Origin of the sequence: Actinomadura sp. GC306 (assembly GCF_004348665.1) — a bacterium.
GTDB lineage: Bacteria > Actinomycetota > Actinomycetes > Streptosporangiales > Streptosporangiaceae > Spirillospora.
Genome location: NZ_SMKM01000411.1, coordinates 1 through 3,750, shown reverse-complemented (window position 1 = coordinate 3,750; position 3,750 = coordinate 1). Strand labels below are relative to the sequence as shown.

General features: G+C 74.2%; 4 protein-coding genes. 3 read left to right on the top strand and 1 reads right to left on the bottom strand.

Features of this window, described 5'->3' with window-relative positions; all coding sequences use genetic code 11:
* The first annotated feature begins 366 nt into the window (after window positions 1-366).
* The 3 genes from E1200_RS31835 to E1200_RS31825 all read left to right on the top strand — a co-directional run bounded on the left by E1200_RS31835 (window position 367) and on the right by E1200_RS31825 (window position 3,037).
* Window positions 367-1,251 (top strand): hypothetical protein, encoded by an 885-nt coding sequence (locus tag E1200_RS31835; protein WP_131956145.1) that lies wholly within the window; start codon window positions 367-369, stop codon window positions 1,249-1,251.
* Window positions 1,252-1,445: 194 nt separating this feature from the next.
* Window positions 1,446-2,267, top strand: a complete 822-nt coding sequence (locus tag E1200_RS31830; RefSeq protein WP_131956143.1) for a hypothetical protein — start codon at window positions 1,446-1,448, stop codon at window positions 2,265-2,267.
* Between the two features lie 206 nt (window positions 2,268-2,473).
* Complete coding sequence (locus E1200_RS31825; RefSeq protein WP_131956141.1) at window positions 2,474-3,037, top strand: class E sortase; 564 nt, start codon at window positions 2,474-2,476, stop codon at window positions 3,035-3,037.
* Window positions 3,038-3,077: 40 nt separating this feature from the next.
* On the opposite strand, the gene E1200_RS31820 is transcribed toward E1200_RS31825, so the two are convergent.
* Window positions 3,078-3,750, bottom strand: a 673-nt coding sequence (locus E1200_RS31820; protein ID WP_131956139.1) for a matrixin family metalloprotease, incomplete at its 5' end; no start/stop codon positions are given.

Here is a 3,750-nt window from a genome sequence, read left to right as displayed (position 1 = left end):
GGGCGGCGGCGGTGCGCCGGGCGCAGGCGGACGAGCGCGGCGGGGGTGTCGGGCATCGGCATGCTCCTTGGCGGGTGGGCTCCGTGACCGGTTGCTCGCAGAGCGTAGCGCAACGGATACCGGACACCATGCTTCACCCGGATTCGCGTGCGCGACCCGGCACCGGCCCATAAACGCCCATAAATTCTGACTAGTTGGGTTATTGCGAGGCGATGATTCGGCTCCCGGGAAACGGGGATTCATGGCGCGGCAAATGATCGGGGAACGTCGCGGAAGGGCGGGCAAGAGCTCCTTGACCTCGGGTTGCGTGCTGCTACGTTCGTGCCGTTCGGAAGGCATCGGACCTGTGCGAGGAGAGAGACGGCAATGGAGCCCGCAGCGATCCACCGAGGGGCGAAGCATCGTCCCCAGGGGCGCCCGCGGCATGCCGTCGTCCTCGTTCTCGTCCGGGTGATCGCCGTCGCGGGTTTCGCGGTCGCGGGATGGCTCGCCATGGCGGCCCTGACCGACGTCGCGTCCGCCGCCCAGTCCGGGCCGCGTGGCGACGTCGGCCGCGTCCAGCAGGAAGCCGCCCCGGTGGAAGCCGGTGTCCGGCCCGTGCTCGGCGCGGTGCGTGCGGAAGGCGACCGCCGGCTCCGGTCTCTCGGGGCCGAGCGGCAGGACGTCTCGCGGGTGCCTGATCGCGTACGGGACTTCGGCGACGATCCCGTGCGGTTCCTGCAGGAGCGGCGGCACGAGGTGCTCGACGGCAAGGACCGGGCCGTCCGGCAGGTACGGGAGCTGGCCGACGCGGTCGGCGTCCCGCGCGTCGAGCTGACCCGCACGGGGGTTGCCCCGGTCCGGCCCGGCGTGCTGCTCGCACCTGAGGCCGGTCACGGCGACGCCGGCGTGCGGCCCGAGCTTCCGGACGGCGAACCGCAGGCCGAGCGGGTGTCCGTGGCCGAGGCGGGCGGCGAGGAGCCGTCCGGTGGCATCGCCCGGTCGGTCCCCAGGGTCGCCCCCACGGCGTATGAGGCACCGGACGACTGCGCCGGATGCCTCGGGGACCGGCAACCGGCCGACCCCGCCCTCCCCTCGGGCCAGGAGAACCCGCCCGGTGCGGGCTCCGGCGGGCCCACCTACACGCCGGTCGCCGCCCTGCTCAGGGTCCGGCATCCCGCGGTACCGCCCGCCGGTACGCCGGACACCTTTCACCGCACGGCGCTGACCGACGTGTCCGCGCCCGGCGGCCCCTCCGTCGTCCCCGACTAAGGCTCGCGGCCCGAGGCGGCCGATTCCCCGGCGGTCCGCGCATCGCACCGCCCTGTCCCGATCCCGGACGTCCGGTCGATCTTCTTCACGAACCAACCTCCAGCGGCATCGGCCCCAGCGGGCCAGTGCCGGCCGCGCGCACCGCAGGGAGCGCGGCGCACCACCGAATCACCAATGCGAACAGGAGCAACACCATGCGCAAGTGGGCAAAGAACACCGGCCGCGCCGCCCTGGTTGCCGCCGGCGCCGTCGTCGCCGGGGCCGCCTTCGGTTCCGCCGGCACCGCGGCCGCCGCCACGCCGCTCGGCGACTTCGGCGGCCTGTACGGCGACGCCCGGCACGGCGGCGGGGGCGGCGGCGAGCACGGCGGCGATGTCCTGATGAACTCGGTGGACAACATCGGCCTGGCCAACGGCAACCAGTTCTACATGCCGAACGAGGGACCGATCAGCGTCTGCGGCAACGCCACCGCGCTGCTCGGCGACGCGGCGGCGCAGTGCGAGGGGAACGCGACCATCGAGGGCTCCCCCGACGAGCGCGGCGGGCCGGACGTGACCCAGAACTCGTCCGGCAACATCGGGGTCCTGAACGGCAACCAGTTCTACATGCCGAACGAGGGGCCGATCAGCGTCTGCGGCAACTCCTTCGCGGCGCTGCTCGCCAGTGCGGAGGCGGCGTGCGAGGGCAACGCGTCCATCGGGAGGCAGGACGAGCAGCTGCCGCCCACGCTGCGGACGCCGAAGAAGCACAAGACCTACAAGCCGGGCAAGCACCGGCCCGCCGCCGGGACCAAGCCGCTGCCGTCGACGCACCGGGGCGGCGCGTCCCGCCTGGCCGCGCACGCGCCCGGCTACCGGCACGCGGACGGACTGCCCGCCGTGCAGAGCTTCCTGGACACGCTGAAGCGGCGTGGCGCGTCCGTCCCGGACGTGGGCGTCGAGTCGGACGCGGTCGGGCCGGTGCAGCTGGCGGACGAGGGGCGGCCGCTGCACCTCGGCACGCCGGTCCTGGGCTGAGACCTGATCGGCGCGGGTGACGATCCGCACCGATGACGAGACCTCCCGCCCGGCGTGCGCCAGCGGCCCGCACGGGCCCGGCCCGGGACGGCGGCGCGGGAGGACTCCAGGGGGAGGGGCGGCAGACGTGCCGCCCCTTTTCCCTCTCCGCGGCTTTCCGGCTCGCCCTTTCCCATTTCGCGCCCCCGCATCGATGGAGGTAGGACATGCTCGCCCGCTCCCTGCTCGCCCGCTCCCTCCCGGCCCGCAGGCCCATCGCCGCCGCGGCCGTCGCCGCGTGCTGCGGCTTCACCGCGCTCGGCTCCCCGCCCGCTCCGGCCAACGCAGCCGAGCGGCCGAAGAAGGGCCAGGTGCTCGCGCAGATCGAGGTCAGGCGGATGGGTCTCAAGGCCGAGGTCAGGGAGGGCGTCGGTCAGGCGGTGCTGCGGTCCGCCGTTGGCCACTATCCGGGGACGGCCCTTCCCGGGCAGGAGGGCAACACGGTCCTCTTCGGCCATCGGACGACCTGGCGGAGTCCTTTCCTCGACCTGGACAAGGTGCGGCGCGGTGACCGGATCGTCCTGCGCGCCGGGCGGACGTCGTACGTCTACACGGCGCGGAGCACGCACGTCATCAAGCCGCGGGACCGGCGGGTGCTGGAGCCGGTGCCGTTCGTCCGGCGCAGCGCACCGGACGGCGAGTACATCTCGCTCATCACCTGCACCCCGAAGGGCTCGGACCGGTACCGCCTCGTCGTCGTGGGCGTCCTCCACCACAAGAAGCCCGCCTGACGACGGCGCCCGGCGTCTTGCGCCCTGCGCCCGCGTCCGCTCAGCGTGCGCCGTAGAGCGCGATCAGCCCTTCGTAGTCGCCCGTGCCGAGGGTGGCGAGTCCCTCGTCGCACGCTGGGACGGACGGCGCCATCGTGAGGTGGGAGCGGTTCGCCCCTCCGACGTGGCCGAGGCCGAGCACATGGCCGGCCTCGTGGGTGGCGACGGCCTCGGCCGAGTAGGCCCCGGCCGGGCAGGACCCTCCCGTCCACCACCGCTTCCCCTGCTCCTGCAGTGCGAGGTCGGTCTCCACCGTGGCCTTCCCCCGGTACCAGACGCAGGTCGCGGCGAGGACGCTGCGCCCCGCACCGGTCATGGCCAGCCAGCCGAACGTGTTGCTCTGGTCGCGGGTGCCGCACGCGGCGCTGCCGGTCACGTTCGGGGGGCCGTCGGCCCGGCCCGCATGCCGCATGGTCACGTTCGGCGCGGGCGTGAAGCGGCCCTCGGGGGTGCAGTCGGTGCGGGCCTCGGCCATGTTGGCGACGCCCTGGACGATGCCGGTCATCGGCAGCCCGCGCTGCCCTGGGTGGTGCCGCCAGGTGATCGTGGAGCCCCGCGGCCAGCTGCTCGATTCGAGGCGGTACGCGCGGTCCCGGCAGGCTTCGCCGGCGGGGGCCCGGGAAGCGGGCGGCCCGTCCCGGGGCCCGTCCTGGGGCCCGTGTTGCGGCCCGTCC

Bases quoted from the DNA above. Each gene is read 5' to 3' on its own strand.
- E1200_RS31835 (WP_131956145.1), top strand. From the start codon at position 367: ATGGAGCCCGCAGCGATCCACCGAGGGGCGAAGCATCGTCCCCAGGGG.
- E1200_RS31825 (WP_131956141.1), top strand. From the start codon at position 2,474: ATGCTCGCCCGCTCCCTGCTCGCCCGCTCCCTCCCGGCCCGCAGGCCC.
- E1200_RS31830 (WP_131956143.1), top strand. From the start codon at position 1,446: ATGCGCAAGTGGGCAAAGAACACCGGCCGCGCCGCCCTGGTTGCCGCC.